We start from the raw sequence: 16,263 nt of genomic DNA on the forward strand, positions 1-16,263 counted from the left end.
CGTTTGGAAAAAAAGGCTCAAATGCAGCACTTACCATTAGTTTGGGCAGGCCCCATCTTGCGTCGAATGCAGCCCAGCCGATTGACGTTTTGGCTAGCTGTTTCTTCACCCGTGGAAGCCAAGCTTGCCTTGTTACCTGATCAGCAAGCGCCGATACATATTGAACCCGATAGTCTGCAGCAATCTACGCTCTGCTTAAAGGCAGGAAAGCACCTGTGTTTTTTACTGATTGATCTGCCGCTAGCAGAACCGTTACCTGAGGACTGCTGGATCGGCTATAACTTGAGCTTGAAGAGAGAAGGCGCGTCTGAGTGTGAGTGGTTAGATTGGCGGTGCTGGGCTCCTGATCTTTGTTATCCCGACAAGGTGTCGCCCGGGTTTGTTTTACGTTCTCGTATACAAAATATGCTTCATGGCTCCTGCCGAAAGCCTCACCACCGTTTAAATAACTCTGCTGCTTCAGAGCAATCGTCCGATGGTTTAAATCGAGCAGATGACTTTTTGCAGGCCCACGTGCATTCAGCTGAGCAGTGGCCCAGTGTGTTAATCATGTCAGGGGATCAAATTTACGCGGATGATGTTGCGGCGCCTATGCTGGTGGCAATTCATCGTTTTATTCAAGTGTTAGGCTTGCCTAGTGAGTCATTTGAGGGTGTTGATCCTTTACCGATGCCAGATGCAACACCCTTGTATGAGCAAGATGCTCATTACTATAAACGTGAAACCTTACTTCCTGATACGAACGCTAATGCGGCATTAAAAGACCTTTTGTTTGGTGGTACTCGAAAACCGATATTTACCTCAGACAACGCGCAGAATCACCTAATGACATTAGCTGAGGTGCTGGCTATGTATCTGTTGGTTTGGTCCCCTGAGCCTTGGCGTCTAATAGGTTTAGAGGCTCCTTCTGAATTATCCGATGAGCACCGAGAGACATACCAGCAAGAACAAAAGGAGATAGCGAGCTTTGCGGCTTCTTTAAGTGAAGCACGCCGTGTTTTAGCGCACCTTCCTGTTGCGATGATTTTTGATGATCATGATATAACAGATGACTGGAACCTGACCGCTCAATGGGAGCAGACGGCCTACGGGAACCCATTATCTAATCGTATTATTGGCAATACCTTGTTGGGCTACTTAATCTGTCAAGGGTGGGGCAATGCGCCAGAAAAGTTCTCGAAAGCGCTCATGCAGGAGGTTCAGGATGCCCTCTCTCAGCCAGGCGAGGGAGTGCATGAGCAACTCATTGAGCAGTTATATCGTTTTTCCGATTGGCACTACCGATGGGACACGCAGCCTGTCTTGTTAGTATTGGATACGAGGACTCGTCGTTGGCGATCCGAGAGGTCATTAGATAAGCCATCAGGGCTAATGGATTGGGAGGCGATAACCGACTTACAAGCAGATCTGGTTGGACACGATGCTGTCGTGCTTGTTTCGCCAGCTCCCATTTTTGGTGTCAAGCTGATTGAGTCTATTCAAAAAGTGTTTACATGGTTTGGGCACCCTCTTATGGTCGATGCTGAAAACTGGATGGCCCACCGCGGTTCAGCTCATGCATTGATGAACCTATTCCGGCATTCCAAAACACCACGGAACTTTGTCATTCTATCCGGCGATGTACACTACTCCTTTGTTTACGATATTGAGCTGCGTGGTCGGCAGCGCGGTCCAGATATTTGGCAAATTACAAGTAGTGGTTTACGAAATGAATTCCCGACACGATTGTTGGATATATTCGACCGGCTTAATCGTTGGCTATATGCGCCTTGGTCACCCTTAAACTGGCTGACCAAGCGCCGTCGAATGAAGGTGATTCCAAGGCGCCCCGTACCTGCGTCACGAGGGGAGCGGTTAGTCAATGATGCAGGAATTGGGCTGGTTGAATTGTCTGTTGATGGGAGGCCTGTTCGTGCATTGCAGTTGTGTGCTGATGGCCGAGATATTGAGTTTGAATTGTACGAACCTGAGGCGCATTGGCAGTAAGCAATAACACTGGAATGATTGAAGCAATGTTAAAGTAATGGTAAACCTGTATTTTTGATAATAACAATACAGATGAGACTAGTTTCAGCATGAATGATTTACAGCGTTTTTATATCAATGGCGAATGGGCCGAGCCACAAGGTAAGCAATCCTTAGTGGTTATAAATCCAGCGACAGAGCAAGCATTTGCGACGATTCGTTTAGGTGAGCAAGCCGATGTTGAGGCGGCTGTTATGGCGGCTCGCTCTGCATTTGAGAGCTACAGCCAAACAAGTAAAGAAAGCCGTATAGCCTTACTTGAAAAAATAATTGCAGGCTATAGCGAGCGGATTGAAGATCTTGCTCAAGCGATCTCCTCCGAAATGGGAGCTCCTATTGAATTTGCTCGTAAAGTGCAGGTTATGGCAGGTCTTGGGCACATTAAAGTAGCGCTAAGCCTTCTGAAGAAAAACGACTTTGCAAAGATGATCAGCACTACAAAAGTGATCAAGGAGCCTATAGGTGTTTGTGCGCTGATCACACCATGGAACTGGCCACTGAATCAGATTACCTGCAAAGTGGCTCCCGCATTAGCCGTCGGTTGCACTATGGTGTTAAAGCCTAGCGAAGTTGCACCTTTATCTGCACATATTTTTGCTGAGATTCTCCATGAAGCGGGCGTACCTGCCGGTGTGTTTAATTTGGTGGATGGTGATGGAGCGGGCGTGGGTTCTGCACTAAGCGCGCACCCCCAAATAGATATGGTGTCCTTTACAGGCTCCACCCGAGCAGGGCGTTTAGTTTCAAAAGCTGCTGCAGATACGGTTAAAAAAGTATCATTAGAGCTGGGTGGTAAATCGGCCAATATTATCCTTGATGACGCTGATTTTGAGAAGGCGGTAGGTCGAGGTGTGAAGGGGATGATGAGTAACTCTGGGCAGTCCTGTAATGCTCTGAGTCGTATGCTGGTTCCCGAAAGTCGTCTTGCTGAGGTAGAAGCAATAGCACGTAAAGCCGTAGTGTCTGTGATTCCGGGTGATCCTCAGGATGCTAAGACAGTTATTGGGCCGGTGGTCAGTGAAGTACAGTGGAATAATATTCAGGCATTGATCGCTGCAGGTATAGATGAGGGAGCGCAGTTGTTATGCGGTGGTTTGGGTAAGCCTGAGGGTTTAGAGACCGGTTATTATGTCAAACCTACTATCTTTACAGGTGTGGACAACCAGATGACGATTGCCAAAGAGGAGATCTTTGGTCCCGTACTTTGCATTATTCCTTACAAGGATGAAGCTGAAGCAATTGCTATCGCAAACGATCATATCTACGGCTTGTCGGGTTCTGTCTGGTCTTCCGATCTAGAAAGAGCCCGTAAAGTAGCGTCTAGGCTTCGTACCGGTATGGTACACATTAATGGTGCCATGGTGGATGGACGTGCGCCCTTTGGTGGCTATCGACAGTCGGGATTAGGACGCGAATGGGGTATGCATGGTATGGAAGAGTTTCTTGAAGTTAAATCCATGTTTGGCTACGACGCTTCTTAGTTTTTAGAATTATTAAAAAATAAGTGTAAGGAATGCTCTTTGGGGGCGACTAATAGAATGAAACCTGTTGCAAGACGGCAATGGGGATCTAACCCAAGGAGCATTACAATGAATAAAAATCTAAAGCCAGCCCTCAATGGGGTAGCCATCGCATTTGCTGCTGCCAGCCTTGCCGCCTGTGCTGCAACTCAAGAAACAACATCAACAGGTGCTGTAAAAACGGATACTGCTGAAATGGTACATTGCTATGGTGTAAACCAATGCAAAGGCCATAATGATTGCGGTACGGCAACGAATGCTTGTGCCGGGCACGCATCCTGCCAAGGTCAGGGGTTTGTAGGTATGCCTGCAAAGGCCTGCGCTGATGTAGGTGGCAAAGTAAAAGATGATTGGCGTGGTGAGATCGCTAAAGCTGAACTGACACAGTGCTACGGCATTAATGTTTGTAAAGGCCATAATGATTGCAAAACCGCTGATAACGCTTGCGCAGGACACGCATCTTGCAAAGGTCAGGGCTTTGTTATGACAACGGCAAAATCGTGTGCTGATATCGGTGGTAAAGGCGCTTAAAAAAGCGATTAGACTCGGAGGGAGCGATCCCTCCGATTTAACGGATAGGAAGCGTCATCGATGGACAATCAATTTTTAGGATTTGGTTTAGGTTTAAGAACTCAGCATTTTCATGAAGTGTTGCAACAAAAGCCTGATCTTGACTGGTTTGAAGTGATCTCTGAAAACTTCATGGTTGATGGGGGTAAGCCAAAATTTTATCTACATCAGATTCGTGAATTGTATCCCATGGTGATGCATGGCGTTTCGCTTTCTATTGGCTCAACTGACCCTTTGAATCTAGAATACCTCAAGCGATTAAAATGCCTGATAAATGAGATACAACCTGAATGGGTATCTGACCACCTATGTTGGACGGGGGTCAATCAGTTAAATAGTCATGATTTGTTGCCTGTACCGTATACCGAAGAGGCGTTGGATCATATTGTATCTCGACTGATACAGGTGCAAGACTATCTTGGACAACCTATTCTGATGGAAAACCCATCCAGTTATCTTGAGTTTTCAGAGTCCTCTATTCCCGAATGGGAGTTTATGGCTGAAATGGTTAAACGATCAGGCTGTCAGGTTCTATTGGATGTAAATAACATCTATGTTAGCTCTCGTAACCATGGGTATGATTGCCAAACCTATTTAAAAGCAATAGATCCGACTACCGTTAAGCAGATACATTTGGCAGGTCATAGTGACTATGGCACTTATGTGATTGATACCCATGATCACGATATACCGGACCCTGTGTGGGCTTTGTACCGTGAGGCGTTACGTTATTTAGGCCCTATCAGCACGATGATAGAGCGAGACGATAATATTCCGCCTTTTGCTGACTTGTTGGATGAGTTGGAGATAGCAAGACAGATTGCAGCGGATTGCCTTACCCCCGAGCAGCTCCAGCCAAAATATCGGATGGCATCATGAGTGAGTTAAAAATCCGACAGCAGCAGTTAATGGATTATATTTTGGGTAAGAGTGATCTTATAACAGATCATATCTTGGAGTCGGCTGATGCGAATAAAGCTTTACGCCTGCATATTTATCGTAATAACTACCAGGCAGGCTTGAGAGAAGTCATTGATACTGACTTCGAAATGCTGGGGCTTTACCTTGGTGATAATCTGTTCGACCAGATGGTAGAAGGCTATATTGGCGCATATCCCTCTTCTTATTCATCGCTGCGTCAATTTGGAGATAACCTTCCTAAGTTTTTACGTGAGGACGCGTTTTTTTCGCAATACCCGCAACTATCAGAGTTGGCCCGCTTTGAACGTTTATTACTCAGGGCATTTGATGCTGCCGATGCTGCCAGAATTACTCAGGATACTTTACTGCAATTGGATCAAAACTTATGGCCTGAACTTAAGTTGGCTTTCCATCCAAGTGTTCAAGTATTTACTTCACATTGGAATGTTGTTGAGATTTGGCGAGCGCTAAAAGGGGAGGAAACGCCGCCTGACCCATGGGAACAAATAAACCATTGGGTAATGTGGCGCAACCAAGAACGCCTAACGGAGTTTCGTTCAATTGATTCTTTTGAGCATGTTATGCTGACAGCATTCCTAAAAGGTGATGATCTGTCACAGGTTGCTGATACATTGCTTGTATGGCAATCGGGTGAAGATCCTAGTCAACAAATGGTTGAAACGCTTCTGTCATGGCATCAACAAGGTTGGATTCAGCGGTTAAGGTTGTCCGGCGATCAACCTGAGCTGTCTTTACTATAAACCTCATACGCCAAGTTGAGTCTCAGGATTAAAATCTCGTACCATAGAGCCTTGTCACTTTAGGCTTGCCACGGATGAACTCTCCTCTTCAACGCTACGAGCAACGATTAACAGACCCCGGCTTTATGGGCGATCCTCTCCAGTTACAAGTGGTTGAACGGTTAGATCTGCTCTTTCAGGAGTTACAGTGTTCTACTAATCGCTTTGGTCGTAAACGTCGACCTGTAAAAGGCTTGTATCTCTGGGGTGGTGTTGGTCGGGGGAAAACCTTCCTGATGGATCTGTTCTTTGAGAGCTTGCCTGATAAAGATAAGTTGCGTTTGCACTTTCATCGTTTTATGGCAATGGTTCATCATGAGATGAAATTGGAAGCAGGTCATGCTGATCCGTTAGTACGTATCGCTAAACGTCTCTCTCAACAGTGTCGAGTGATATGCTTTGATGAATTTTATGTATCAGATATTGCTGATGCCATGATCTTAGGGCGGCTATTTGATGCATTATTTAATTATGGCTTAACGCTCGTTGCTACCTCTAATATTCCTATCGACAGACTCTATTGGGATGGATTGCAGCGTCAGCAATTTGCCCCCGCGATGGAGTTGCTGAAAACCCACACCCATGAGTGGCATCTGAAGGGTGAAGAAGATTACCGGTTACGTTATTTGAACTACCAGCAAACCTATTTTTTAGAGGGGCAGGCAAACTTTGCTGAGCTATTTGATCAACTCAACGAAACACAAGACGATAGCCGTCAACCTATCTCTATTTGTGGACGCCCCATTGAAGTCGAGCGTGTTGCAGATTCCATCGTATGGTTTACCTTTTCTGCCCTTTGTGAAGGCCCCCGTTCGGCAATGGATTACATTGAGTTAGCCAGTCGATACCAGACCATATTGATCAGTGGGCTTCCTCAGTTAGGAGGTGAGTTGAAAAGTTGGATCAAAGCAAGAGGCACCGAAGACGGTAGCGGTGGTGTTACTAAAACGGGGGAAAGGCAGTTATCCTATGCAAAGCTAGATGATCCGGCTAGGCGCTTTATTAGTCTGGTGGATGAATTTTATGATCAAGGGGTTAAGCTCTATCTTTTAGCGACATTGCCCATAGAGCATATTTACTCTGGAGGGGCGCTAAGCTTTGAATTTCGTCGAACACTGAGTCGATTAACAGAGATGCAGTCAGCAGAGTACTTATCGGGATCCCGAGAGTTGAGCAAATCGGAGCAGGTGGTGGTATGAAGTTATTATGGGTTGTTATATTTACCGTTGTACTGGTTTGGTCTGGAACCAATCCTAAAGACTATTTTACATGGGCGCTTGAGGTATCTCCTGCTTTGATCGGTGCGCTTTTGATGGCGATAACGTACAAGCGCTTCCCATTAACACCATTACTATACGGGTTGATATTACTTCATTCGATTGTACTGATGGTGGGTGGTCATTACACTTACGCTGAAGTGCCTTTATTTGATCTTTTCAAAGAGTGGTTTGGCTCAGGGCGTAATAACTACGATAAAGTCGGCCACTTTATGCAAGGTTTTGTTCCAGCGGTGCTTGCCAGAGAAATTTTGATTAGAAAAGCGGTGTTGGCCAAGCCCGCCTGGTTAAATCTATTTGTTATCTCTGTATGTCTTGCGTTCAGCGCTTTTTATGAGCTGCTGGAGTGGGTGGTTGCGGAAATGACCGGCGAATCTGCCGAAGCTTTTTTAGGGACTCAAGGTTATGTGTGGGATACACAAACGGATATGGCTTTTGCGCTAGTCGGGTGTATCTGTGCGTTAGTATTTTTATCACACATTCATAACCGCCAACTTATGGCGCTGTATCGTCAATAGAACGGTTTTTATGGCACTGAAATCAGGTAACAAACGTTTGATTTAAACAAACGTTTGTACTTATGTCGCTAATCTTTTACACAAACAGCGGTAATTATGATCCTCGTACTTAAGGAGTACAGCTATGAATCCGCTGTTTGTGAAAGGCTCGCACTTTTTTGAAGATATACAACCGACGTTTTATCCAGATCTGCATCTGGCCGTTGTAACGCATTTACTCGATACCCCGCCAGTTTATCTCGATTGCTTACAACGATTTGCTGATGTAGCCATGTTGTTGCCCAAACCTAAGAGTATTAGTCAGGAAACATTGGAGCAAGTCGAAAAACGTTTTCAGGTGGTTATAAAAAGCCGCTCTCAAATGCAGTCGCCAGAGGTAACATCGGCTATTTTGAATAGCTTTATTCCGAAAGGTGATGTGGTGCTGGTGGATATTGGGGGCTACTTTGCAGCGTCTCTTCCTGAGATTTTACCTTTGCTTAAATCCCGCCTAATCGGTGTCGTTGAGGTAACAGAAAATGGGCATCAGCGGTATGCTGCTTTACCCGAATTACCTGTCCCAGTGCTCTCTTTAGCTCGCAGCCCATTAAAAGGCCCTGAGGATTACCTGACAGGACAGTCGATCGTTTATTCTGCTGAGGCGCTAATGCGTGAGTGCCATCATATAATGAACGGTGGCAATGCAGTGGTATTTGGTTATGGCAAGATAGGCCGCTCTATTGCAAAGGCGTTACATGCGAAAAATATCAACACGAAAGTCGTCGAAATTGATCCCATTCGAGCCATTGAAGCGCAGTCGCGGGGGTTTGACTTGATTCATAAAGAGGAGGCTTTACCAACCTGCGATGTGATTTTTTGCGCCACAGGGAATCAGTCACTAAACAATCATGATTTTAATCGGGTAAAGAATGGTGCTTTTATTTTCTCAGTGACGTCATCGGATGACGAATTGGATTTGGCAAGGGCTGATAGTAATTTCAAAATAAACCGAGTGACTCAACATATCTCTCGCTATGAGCGATTAGGTCAGTATTTTCATCTCGCAAATAGGGGAAATGCGATTAACTTTATTCATAATGCTGAGGTTGGGCCTTATATTTATCTGGTTCAGGGAGAGGCCATCGCTGCGATTGATTACCTATATAACAATCGACTTCCTTGCGAAATAACCTCTTTGCCTGTCGAGTATCGGCGTAATTTGGCTAAGCGCTGGTTGACTCATTTTGGTGGATAGAGTACGGCCTTTATGAGGCTGGCTTTTATTTTAAGTGACGGCCGCCATCAACATGCAGTGTGCGGCCTGTCACGTATCGACTTTCAAGGAGATATTGCACCGCTTTTATGATTTCTTCTGTACCTGGCTCTATGCCCATTAATGACTTTTTCAGCGTTTTCTCACGATAGGTGTCATCATCATCAGGATTGAACAGGATCATGGCAGGGGCAATAGCATTTGCTTTTACTTTAGGTGCAAGCAGCGCTGAAAAGGAGAGCGTCATATTGGTCAGTGCTGCTTTACTGGCGGCATAGGCGATATGTTTCTGGCTGCCTTTTTCAACCACGTAATCGGTAAAATGAATAATATCACTGTACTCACCCGGATATTCCAGCAGCAAATCCCGCAAGCCTAGATTGAGCGTGTAGGGTACGCTGGCGTGAACTTGCATCATCCGCTGCAAAGTTTCGGTCGGTGACAAGGCATTACTATCTGGCAACCAATCGGATGCGTTATGAATGATGGCTCTGAGTGACGGATGTTGCTGAGTTAAGGTATTAATCAGCTCGTTGAGGCTATGCTCGTTGTAGAAATCACATGCATAAAGCTCGGCCCCTAATGCTTTGAGCTCTGCAATGCTGTCATACACGGTTCGGTAGGTGCCAATAACAGGGTATCCTTGCTTAAGCAGTGTCTTGGCTAGGGCATAGCCAATACGTTTGCCAACGCCAGTGATCAAAATAGGCGCATAGTTAGCGTTATTATTCACAGTATTTCTCCAGCGTCAGTGAGACAGAGTCAGCAAATCGCAGTGCATGGGGCTTATCAATTGTCACTGAGGCATATTTGACCCAAGGGTGGTCGGTGCAGATATCCAGTACATCAGCCACTAACTTTTCGAGTAGCAGAAAGCGTCCCTCTTCTACGTGCTGGATAATCCGTTTTGTGATGACTTTGTAGTTAAGTGCATTTTCAACATCATCCGTTTGTGCCGCCATTTCTGCAGGGTAATGAACCGCTAAATTGATCACAACGTCTTGTTGTTTAGCGATCTCATCGGGGTTAAATCCAATAAAGGTTCTCAGTCGCAGATTTTTAACTTTTATGATGGCATTGCTAATGTGCTGATTTGGCATTTTGTAGACTTCCCTAAACATTATGCTTAATCGTATGTGGTCGCTAGCTTAGTGGCGCGAATACATACAAAATAATTGCTGACCTTACGCCTCTTTGATCGAACTAAGTGCTTCTAAGGCCGCATTTCTTGAGTGCTTTAAGTCAACAATAGGGGCTGGGTAGGTCTCACCTAACACCACACCATATTGCAAAAGCTCCTCAGTTGATAACTCCCAAGGGGTGTGAATATATTTATTCGGTATGTTACTTAGCTCAGGAATATACTGACGAATATAGTCTCCTTCTGAATCAAATTTCTCACCCTGAGTTACGGGGTTGAATATTCGGAAGTAGGGTGCTGCATCAGCACCACAACCGGCAACCCATTGCCAACTAGCGCTATTGCTGGCGAGATCGGCATCCAATAAACAATCCCAAAACCAGCGAGCGCCATGCTGCCAATGAAGCAGTAGGTTTTTCACCAAGAAGGATCCTACAACCATGCGTACTCGGTTGTGCATGTACCCGGTTTTCCATAATTGGCGCATACCCGCATCAATAATAGGATAGCCTGTGAGTCCTTTTTGCCATGCGCTCAAGTGGGAGGAACTGTCTGTTTTCCATGGAAAGCGATCGAATTTTGTTTGTAAGTTTTTCTCTGGTAAGTTGGGGTTGTAATACAGTTGATAGTATGAAAATTCCCGCCAACCTAGCTCACTATGAAAACAATCCAGAGCATCTTCAGAAGAAGTATCTAGCGCAGTATGTGCGCTGGCGTACCATACTTGATTAGGCGATATCTCACCAAAGTGTAGATGGGGCGAGAGAGTCGAAATATAAGGTTTTGCCGGATAGTTTCTGCCATCACGATAGTGAGCTAACCCTGTATTAAGAAAGCTTGATAGTGTATCTGCGGCGCCTGTTTCGCCAGGTTGCCAGTGCTGATAGAACTCACTATCCCAGTCAATCTTGGGAAGTAGCTGTAAGCTATCAATATCAAACGGAGTAGAAGATGGCACTATTGAATCAAGCTCAATGGGTGGTAATGGCTCCCTTGGTGCAGGCGCATTCAAGCATCCCTTGCGATAAAAGGGGGTGAACACCTTATAGTGTGTGCCATCTTGCTTTGTAATATCCCAAGGCTCCCACAGCAGAGAGCCATTGAAGCTTTGGACGGTATAACCTTGCTTTTGCATCTCCAGTTTTATGTTGGAATCTCGTTTTATTCGCCAGGGTTCGTAGGCGCGGTTCCAATAAACAGCTGAGGCCGATGTTTCTTGTGCCAATTGCGCTATCGTAAGGCTTGGATCTCCTTTGAAGAGTCTTAGGTTTCCACCTAGGGATTTATTTAGCGCAATTAATGAGTGGTGAAGCCACCATCGGCTGGCAGCTCCCATTTTCCAGTCTCCTGCAGCGTGATCATCCAGAATGTATACAGGAATAACCTGCCCGCTTCGACAGGCTTCATAAAGCGCTGGATTATCATGGATGCGCAGATCTTGTCTGAACCAGACGATGACGTTATCTTTCATACTTGGTTTCGCAGCCCCATGGATGCAGGGTAGGGCTCTAAATAGCGTTGGGCGCGCACATAGTCGCTACCGTAGCGCTTAATATAGTGATTAATTAGGGTTACTGGAGTTGCGAGGTTGACCTCTTCCCGAAGATATTGATTGATCACTTCTGTGACGCCTTGACGCTCCTCTGCTGGGACACTTTTCTTCAAATAACCTAGGATATGTAACAATGCGTTACAGTGTGCACCTCGTTTGGCTGGTTTACTGACGGCTTCCATAAATCGAACTTGATAATCTTCGATCAACTCATTTAGCGGCAAATTTCCGGCGTCAGCTAGGAGCTGCCCTAATGCTTTATAAGCACTTTGCGAATGTGCCAGTAATAAATATTTATAACTACTGTGGTATTGTAAAAGTGCATGGTGGCTAGGGTTCTCGCGTACCTCTTTGCGGTAGTGGTGATGCGCATAAACACGCATCACAAAGTTCTCGCAAAGCGCTGCATCATGCAAACGACCCTCCTCTTCTACAGGGAGCAGAGGGTATGTTTTGATCAGGGCATCTGCAAACAAGCCTCGTCCCCTTTGGGTGTGTGGGTGGCCATTTTCCTGATATATCTTGATGCGCTCCATGCCGCAGCTAGGGGAGTTCTTCATTAAGATATAGCCATCGATACTATCAAGATGCGCTATCTTGTGCTTAAAGCCGTTAACCAACTGATCGGTTAAATCTTCTTCGGATGAGTTGGAATATTGTAGAACGGGTTGATCAGGATCACCCACCAATCGCATGGTAGGCCTAGGTGTTGAAAAACCTGCAGCCACTTCTGGGCAAAAACGCTGATAACTGAAATGTTCGCTAAAACTACCCAAGCATAAAGTAGAGCGACTATGCCCCCCGTTGTATCTCACTTCATCACCTAACAGGCAGGCGCTGATACCTACTGGGATCATTTTACCGGATGTCATGGCGTTGTATTGCATCTATTTATTCCTTTACAGGGGTTATTCTTTTTGTACGTTTTAAAATAGCGTATAGATTTTTTTTAGCTATGCTTACTTTATACTTCTTGAGAGGTATGGATTAGAGGATGATTTTTTAATAAGATTCTTGCTTAAAATTGTCTCCTTTTGGGGACGCTATTAAGCATGGTGTTGTTAATTGACAGGGCTGTTTATGAAAAACCTACCATTCAAGTATAAATTACTCGCTCTTATTTCCCTCCCTGTACTCATTAGTGCTTTTTTATTGGTTAGCCAGGTCTATCAGAGCTATTGGGTTAGTTACCAAAGTGAGAGACTCGCGTCTTATGTTGAGTTGGTAACTGTGAATAGTGCGTTAGTTCATGAGTTGCAAAAAGAACGAGGTGCAACGGCGGGATTTCTTGGTTCGAAAGGAGCCAAGTTCGTTGATGTGCTGTCTGCTCAACGGGCTAAAACGGATAATGCGCGAAAAACATGGGATAGCTTTTTAAAAACGTTAGTTATAGAAAGTGATGAGCTAAAGAGTCTCGTTCAGGAAGCAGGAGTACAAGTATCAAGCATTCAGACGGTTAGAAGTCGTGTAGACAAACTTGATATCCCCCTTGGAGATGCGCTGACTTACTACACCCGCTTAAATAAAACGCTGTTATCAACAGGCTTTGTAACGGCTAATACCAGTCAGGACATGATGCTAAGCCGTGCCTCCTTAGCTTATTATCATTATCTTCAAGCGAAAGAGAGAGCAGGAATTGAGCGTGCGGTTCTTAGTAATACGTTTGCAAATGATCAGTTTTTACCGGGGCTGTTTGCACGTTTTGTCGCTTTAATCACAGAGCAAAATACTTATATACAAACATTCCGAGAGCTATCTTCTGATAGCCACGTAAAACTTTTGACGGAATTGGAAAGCTCGAACGAAGTAAAAGAAGTAATGCGGCTGCGTAAAATTGCCACTGATAAATATTCCACGGGCGTATTTGGAGTTGAGTCAGTTCATTGGTTCGATGCAGCTACAAAGCGTATTAATACGCTTAAAAAGTTAGAAGACCGCTTAGCTCGGGATCTAATTGATCGTGCTGAAGCAACCAGAAGTCGTGCCACTATGGAATTCTGGTTCTATGCCAGTGTCTTGCTTGTCAGCTTGTTAGTGGTTTTTTGGATAACGGTGTCGATTGTTAAAGGGCTTCTACGCCAAGTAACCGCTTTGTCCAACACTATGGATAAAGTCTGTAATGATCATGATTTAACCGCTCGTGTAGAAGTGTATTGTCATGATGAGATTGGCAGTGTCTCTGAAGGGTTTAATAAGACATTAGATAACTTTTCAGGAGCTATCAGGCAGCTATCTAATACCTGTGTAGAGCTGGTTTCTATTGCAGATGAAACCGACAAAGTTGTAAACGACAGTGTGTGTAAAATCCAAGTGCAACGTGAGAAAACGACGCAAGTAGCAACCGCCGTTGAAGAACTATCCGCTGCGGTTCATGAAGTGGCTAGTAATACAGCTACGTCGGCGGATCAGGCGGTTCAGGCAAATCATGTTGCTAGTGATGGACATGCTATCGTTCAATCATCGGTGAAGTCAGTCAATCAGCTGGCTCAGGATGTTAAATCTTTAAGCGAACTGATTCATAAGCTCCATAGCAGCAGTATTAATATTTCGAATGTTGTCGAAGTTATCAGTAGTGTTTCTGATCAGACGGGTTTGCTTGCATTAAATGCTGCAATTGAAGCAGCGCGGGCGGGTGAACAAGGAAGAGGGTTTGCTGTTGTTGCTGATGAGGTGAGAACGCTAGCTCAACGTACCCAGCAATCGACGACTGAAATTGCCACTATCATTCAGGAGTTGCAAGCGGAAGTTGAAGAAGCTTTCCAGCTGGTTGAGGTAAACCATCAGAAGATGTTGGATACCGTTACTAGCACTCATAGCGTAGAAGATTCGCTTGAGGCTATTGTGGTAGCCGTTAGCGGAATAACAGATATGTCTAATCAAATTGCTACAGCATCGGAAGAGCAAGCTGCTGTCATTCAGGATGTTAGTATGAATCTGACAGATATTGATACCGGTTCTATCGATGTGACCCATGCAGCTGAGCAGATCTCTGTATCAGCTCAAAGGCTAGCTGAAATGACTCACCAATTAAAAACGCTGGTTAGTCATTTCAAAATTTAAAGTTGTTACCTTGAGGGAAAGGGGTCAGGCAGCGCTAGAGTGATCTGATCTTTCCTGATAGGGCAGAGAAAGCTCAATTTATACGCAACCAGTAATAATCCTTGGCGATTTTTATTGCCGCTACCATACTTTGGATCACCCATCAGAGGATGCCCAATCTGCTCAAAGTGGCGGCGAATCTGATGTGTTCTACCGGTTTCAAGTTGAATATCAACCTGACTTGTTCCTCTCTCTTCGTCATAGCCAATGCGGGTGAAGTGGGTAACGGCCTGTTTACCATCAAGGGCAATATCTATTTTTCCTGAATCTTCAGTTTTGCCTAACACAATGGCTTGGTAGCCTTTTTCGATTTGATGCTGCTGAAACATAGTGGATAGTGTCGCAGCCATTTTCTTGTTATGCGCAACCATCACTAGCCCTCGTGTTTCCCGATCTAAGCGGTGTACCGGAAAAACTTCGCGCTTTTGATGGAGCTGTTTTTCAACAATTCTGAGGATCGACATATGGTCGCCGTATTGATTGCCTTGTGACATAACTCCAGCCGGTTTGAACCAAATACTATACCCCATGCGATCTTCAAGGCAGCTGATCATGGGCGGTTTTAGCGCAAGCAGTGACTCATCATAATTTAAATAGAGAATGTCTCCTGACTTAACGGCAGTTTCAGCGCGGCGAATACGCCGTGTTTGTTTGCCTCGTTTAAGGCTCAGGGCACCTTTGCTCATGGCATCCTTGATTCTGGCTTTAGACAGGCCGCTTAGAGAAGCTGCCAGTTTAGCTATATTAGGTGCAGCTTCTACTACTGGATGTTCAAGGTTGATTTTCATTGTTTAACTGCCCAAAGGAGAAACTCATGATTTCCATCACCGCCTGTGATGGGGCTTTCCATATAGCCTTCAACGTGTAAATGATTATCGTGGCAACAGGTACGTATCAGGTGCTCAACGTTGGCAAATAGGCGTGTATCTTTCACAATGCCTCCTTTACCTATCCCCTCTTTACCCACTTCAAACTGAGGTTTGACCAATGAGATGAGTGTTCCACCTGTGCGTAGCAAAGGTGATAGTGATGGAAGTATTTTTGTTTGGGAGATAAAAGAGACATCCATGACAGCAACATCAAATCCATTACCCTGTGTATGCGTTAAAAGTGAGGCGGGTAGCTCTCGGGCATTCATCCCTTCATAGCAGTGAACTGCAGGATGGGTACGTAAGCGCTCAGCTAACTGATCATGGCCCACTTCGATGCCAACCACTTGCGCAGCACCTGCTTGTATTAAACAATCTGTGAAGCCACCTGTGGATTGGCCCACATCAATTGCAATCATTCCTGTTATATCTATGTTGAACTCCTCCAAAGCGCCTTTTAGCTTGAGTGCGCCACGGGAGACATAGTGGTCTGATGGGTCGTCCTTAACGGTGAAAAGGGTATCATCAGGCAGTTTGAGGCCCGGCTTGGTGATAACCTGAGACTTTCCACCGGTGCTGTAGGATACTCGCCCTTCCTTAAGCAGACGTTGCGCTTGAGTGCGTGTGTCGGCTAGATGCTGTTCAACTAAAAGTAGATCGACGCGTTGCATAACAAATCTCTGACATGCCAGAAGCATGGAAAAAAGCGCTAATGTAGG

The 16,263-nt window shown here is 45.2% G+C and carries 15 protein-coding genes; 9 read left to right on the top strand and 6 right to left on the bottom strand.

Features of this window, described 5'->3' with window-relative positions; all coding sequences use genetic code 11:
- Positions 1–3 precede the first annotated feature (3 nt).
- From F0U83_RS05525 to F0U83_RS05560, 8 genes are all read left to right on the top strand, one after another.
- Positions 4–1,986: an alkaline phosphatase D family protein gene (locus F0U83_RS05525; RefSeq protein ID WP_338036382.1), complete on the top strand. Its 1,983-nt coding sequence runs from the start codon at positions 4–6 to the stop codon at positions 1,984–1,986.
- 89 nt (positions 1,987–2,075) lie between these two features.
- The gene (locus tag F0U83_RS05530) at positions 2,076–3,506 is read left to right on the top strand and encodes an aldehyde dehydrogenase family protein (protein WP_138988588.1); all 1,431 of its coding nucleotides are present in this window, start codon (positions 2,076–2,078) and stop codon (positions 3,504–3,506) included.
- A gap of 108 nt (positions 3,507–3,614) precedes the next feature.
- Complete coding sequence (gene bufA2, locus F0U83_RS05535) at positions 3,615–4,076, top strand: BufA2 family periplasmic bufferin-type metallophore (RefSeq protein ID WP_138988589.1); 462 nt, start codon at positions 3,615–3,617, stop codon at positions 4,074–4,076.
- Positions 4,077–4,136: 60 nt separating this feature from the next.
- Positions 4,137–4,994: an MNIO family bufferin maturase gene (gene bufB / locus F0U83_RS05540; protein ID WP_138988590.1), complete on the top strand. Its 858-nt coding sequence runs from the start codon at positions 4,137–4,139 to the stop codon at positions 4,992–4,994.
- Complete coding sequence (locus tag F0U83_RS05545) at positions 4,991–5,797, top strand: HvfC/BufC N-terminal domain-containing protein (protein ID WP_138988591.1); 807 nt, start codon at positions 4,991–4,993, stop codon at positions 5,795–5,797. Before bufB ends, F0U83_RS05545 begins: the two co-directional genes overlap by 4 nt.
- Positions 5,798–5,871: 74 nt before the next feature.
- Positions 5,872–7,035 carry a cell division protein ZapE gene (gene zapE, locus F0U83_RS05550; RefSeq protein ID WP_138988592.1) on the top strand — a complete coding sequence of 388 codons (1,164 nt, stop codon included), beginning with the start codon at positions 5,872–5,874 and terminating at the stop codon, positions 7,033–7,035.
- On the top strand, positions 7,032–7,631 hold the full coding sequence (locus tag F0U83_RS05555; protein WP_138988593.1) for a DUF2238 domain-containing protein: 600 nt from the start codon (positions 7,032–7,034) through the stop codon (positions 7,629–7,631). The genes zapE and F0U83_RS05555 overlap by 4 nt, the downstream gene beginning before the upstream one ends.
- Positions 7,632–7,755: 124 nt before the next feature.
- Positions 7,756–8,865, top strand: coding sequence for an adenosylhomocysteinase (locus F0U83_RS05560; RefSeq protein WP_138988594.1), 1,110 nt, complete (start codon positions 7,756–7,758; stop codon positions 8,863–8,865).
- 25 nt (positions 8,866–8,890) lie between these two features.
- On the opposite strand, the gene folM is transcribed toward F0U83_RS05560, so the two are convergent.
- The 4 genes from folM to F0U83_RS05580 form a co-directional block, all read right to left on the bottom strand.
- Complete coding sequence (folM, locus tag F0U83_RS05565; protein WP_138988595.1) at positions 8,891–9,616, bottom strand: dihydromonapterin reductase; 726 nt, start codon at positions 9,614–9,616, stop codon at positions 8,891–8,893.
- Entirely contained in the window at positions 9,609–9,983 is a 375-nt protein-coding gene (gene folX, locus F0U83_RS05570) for a dihydroneopterin triphosphate 2'-epimerase (RefSeq protein ID WP_138988596.1), read from the bottom strand. Before folX ends, folM begins: the two co-directional genes overlap by 8 nt.
- An 84-nt stretch (positions 9,984–10,067) precedes the next feature.
- On the bottom strand, positions 10,068–11,495 hold the full coding sequence (locus tag F0U83_RS05575; RefSeq protein ID WP_138988597.1) for a cryptochrome/photolyase family protein: 1,428 nt from the start codon (positions 11,493–11,495) through the stop codon (positions 10,068–10,070).
- Positions 11,492–12,463 (bottom strand): YbgA family protein, encoded by a 972-nt coding sequence (locus F0U83_RS05580; RefSeq protein ID WP_138988598.1) that lies wholly within the window; start codon positions 12,461–12,463, stop codon positions 11,492–11,494. The genes F0U83_RS05575 and F0U83_RS05580 overlap by 4 nt, the downstream gene beginning before the upstream one ends.
- Before the next feature lie 193 nt (positions 12,464–12,656).
- On the opposite strand from F0U83_RS05580, the gene F0U83_RS05585 reads away from it, so the two are divergent.
- Positions 12,657–14,636 (top strand): methyl-accepting chemotaxis protein, encoded by a 1,980-nt coding sequence (locus F0U83_RS05585; protein WP_138988599.1) that lies wholly within the window; start codon positions 12,657–12,659, stop codon positions 14,634–14,636.
- Positions 14,637–14,641: 5 nt separating this feature from the next.
- Here F0U83_RS05585 and F0U83_RS05590 read toward each other — a convergent pair whose 3' ends face one another.
- Both F0U83_RS05590 and F0U83_RS05595 read right to left on the bottom strand, forming a co-directional pair.
- A complete protein-coding gene (locus F0U83_RS05590) occupies positions 14,642–15,463 on the bottom strand; it encodes an RluA family pseudouridine synthase (protein ID WP_138988600.1) in 822 nt (273 codons plus the stop codon).
- Positions 15,460–16,215 (bottom strand): TlyA family RNA methyltransferase, encoded by a 756-nt coding sequence (locus F0U83_RS05595; protein ID WP_138988601.1) that lies wholly within the window; start codon positions 16,213–16,215, stop codon positions 15,460–15,462. The genes F0U83_RS05590 and F0U83_RS05595 overlap by 4 nt, the downstream gene beginning before the upstream one ends.
- Positions 16,216–16,263: the final 48 nt, after the last annotated feature.

The organism is Neptunomonas concharum (assembly GCF_008630635.1).
GTDB lineage: Bacteria > Pseudomonadota > Gammaproteobacteria > Pseudomonadales > Balneatricaceae > Neptunomonas > Neptunomonas concharum.

Excerpts from the sequence above, each read along its gene's own strand:
- F0U83_RS05530 (WP_138988588.1), top strand. The coding sequence starts at position 2,076 with ATGAATGATTTACAGCGTTTTTATATCAATGGCGAATGGGCCGAGCCA.
- bufA2 (WP_138988589.1), top strand. The coding sequence starts at position 3,615 with ATGAATAAAAATCTAAAGCCAGCCCTCAATGGGGTAGCCATCGCATTT.
- bufB (WP_138988590.1), top strand. The coding sequence starts at position 4,137 with ATGGACAATCAATTTTTAGGATTTGGTTTAGGTTTAAGAACTCAGCAT.
- F0U83_RS05545 (WP_138988591.1), top strand. The coding sequence starts at position 4,991 with ATGAGTGAGTTAAAAATCCGACAGCAGCAGTTAATGGATTATATTTTG.
- zapE (WP_138988592.1), top strand. The coding sequence starts at position 5,872 with ATGAACTCTCCTCTTCAACGCTACGAGCAACGATTAACAGACCCCGGC.
- F0U83_RS05555 (WP_138988593.1), top strand. The coding sequence starts at position 7,032 with ATGAAGTTATTATGGGTTGTTATATTTACCGTTGTACTGGTTTGGTCT.
- F0U83_RS05560 (WP_138988594.1), top strand. The coding sequence starts at position 7,756 with ATGAATCCGCTGTTTGTGAAAGGCTCGCACTTTTTTGAAGATATACAA.
- folX (WP_138988596.1), bottom strand. The coding sequence starts at position 9,983 with ATGCCAAATCAGCACATTAGCAATGCCATCATAAAAGTTAAAAATCTG.
- F0U83_RS05575 (WP_138988597.1), bottom strand. The coding sequence starts at position 11,495 with ATGAAAGATAACGTCATCGTCTGGTTCAGACAAGATCTGCGCATCCAT.
- F0U83_RS05580 (WP_138988598.1), bottom strand. The coding sequence starts at position 12,463 with ATGCAATACAACGCCATGACATCCGGTAAAATGATCCCAGTAGGTATC.
- F0U83_RS05585 (WP_138988599.1), top strand. The coding sequence starts at position 12,657 with ATGAAAAACCTACCATTCAAGTATAAATTACTCGCTCTTATTTCCCTC.
- F0U83_RS05590 (WP_138988600.1), bottom strand. The coding sequence starts at position 15,463 with ATGAAAATCAACCTTGAACATCCAGTAGTAGAAGCTGCACCTAATATA.
- F0U83_RS05595 (WP_138988601.1), bottom strand. The coding sequence starts at position 16,215 with ATGCAACGCGTCGATCTACTTTTAGTTGAACAGCATCTAGCCGACACA.